The sequence below is a fragment of the Leptospira borgpetersenii serovar Javanica genome, from assembly GCF_003046425.1.
Lineage (GTDB): Bacteria > Spirochaetota > Leptospiria > Leptospirales > Leptospiraceae > Leptospira > Leptospira borgpetersenii.
In genome coordinates this window covers 1-1,475 of the sequence record NZ_QAJG01000065.1, presented here as the reverse complement: position 1 = coordinate 1,475, position 1,475 = coordinate 1, and the positions used below count along the sequence as shown (strand labels likewise).

The 1,475-nt window shown below is 38.2% G+C and carries 1 pseudogene; it reads right to left on the bottom strand.

Going from position 1 to position 1,475, the window contains the following annotated elements:
* Positions 1-11: 11 nt before the first annotated feature.
* Positions 12-1,399 (bottom strand): annotated as a pseudogene (locus tag CLV95_RS18520) (IS4 family transposase).
* Positions 1,400-1,475: the final 76 nt, after the last annotated feature.

The window sequence follows — 1,475 nt, the reverse complement described above, 5'->3', positions numbered from 1 at the left end:
TTACCCACAAGTTAAGGTTTTGTAAGTAATTTGAACATAAATCCGATTTCAACAGCTCTCATAAGGCCTTTAAAAATGGTAAGTGGCCCAGGTGGAGCGTCGGATTTACGATCCAAGTGTCCACCTAATTTAGCGATCCAGCTTAAAACGGAATCCAAATCTGGTTCTTCCTTCGGTGGTTTTGGAGTTTCAAAAATTCGACAATAAATGCCCTTCCATTCAAAAGACTCGAACATGATGGACGCTTTTAAGCCTGGAATATTTCTACCTAAGAATGTTAACATCATAACTCTCCAAGCAACGATAGCAGAGACTGCAATACAAGCTTTGAATTGATCTCCAAATTTAAATTGAGTGGATTCAATATTACATCCCGACTTTAAAACCTTGAAGAATACTTCAATACCCCAACGGCTTTTGTAATATGAGATTACTCTTTTGGCGTCTTCCGAATTGTGAATAGGAATTGTGGTTAGAAATTTCCAATCGATAGATTCTTCCTTGGGTCCGTCTACTTCAGTTGCGGTTAACGCATGCATATCAATATTTTCTAATTTCTTGTATTGAGGGGATTTTATCGTTAGCTTTTCAAATCGAAGTTGGATTATTGCTTCTCTTGCTTCTTTTCCTTTTTTTCTTGGTACAGTAATCGTATATGTATGTGCAGGTTCCAAAGTTTCAAGATAGGACCAAGAACAACCGCCACCTTCTATCTTCCTTTCGTGATTTGCGCGTATAAGCATATCAGGGGCGTTTTCGCCAGCAACTACGTATTCCTGGAATAGTTCGTATATATCCGCTTCTCTATCGCAGATATATACGTATTTAGAATCCGATTTTTTTGCAAATTCACAGAGGGCTCTGTATCCTTGAATCCACTTTACACTTTCCTTATCTTCGATGGACATCTTTCTTCCATCTTGACTTCGATTTCCACCTAATACCGTCCGTGACCACATTTTTAAATCCAGTATCCCTAAAGGAATTCCATCTGTCGTAAACGCTATCGATGGATGCAATAGAAGACCCTGATTGTATTCCGAGTTCATCGGTCCCAATCCTTCAACTCGATCCCTTTTTCTATAATAGATTTCCGTTGTGTCGCTTAACACCAATACTCTTTCTTGTTTTTGTATTCGGTTCTTTGTTGCTTGGCTATGAGGAGATATTATCTTATCATAACATACTTTCGGATTTGAAAAAAACGATATGCACCCTTCGTGCCTGACCAATTGCCAAATATATCTGGCAAACTCATTCCACCTCGCTTGGTCATCATGCTGACTATTTTCTTTAGTCGTTTATCTAATCTTTTATCTCCTAAGCTCAGTGACACATATTCTTCTTCCACCCAATCTAATTCCGTTCCGAGTGTACTACTCCAATGTTTAGCATCCATTATACGTCCCTTTACTATTTTGGAGAAGTTCATTTAAAAATCTAATTCTTTCCGATATTTGTGGGTAACGTTATGG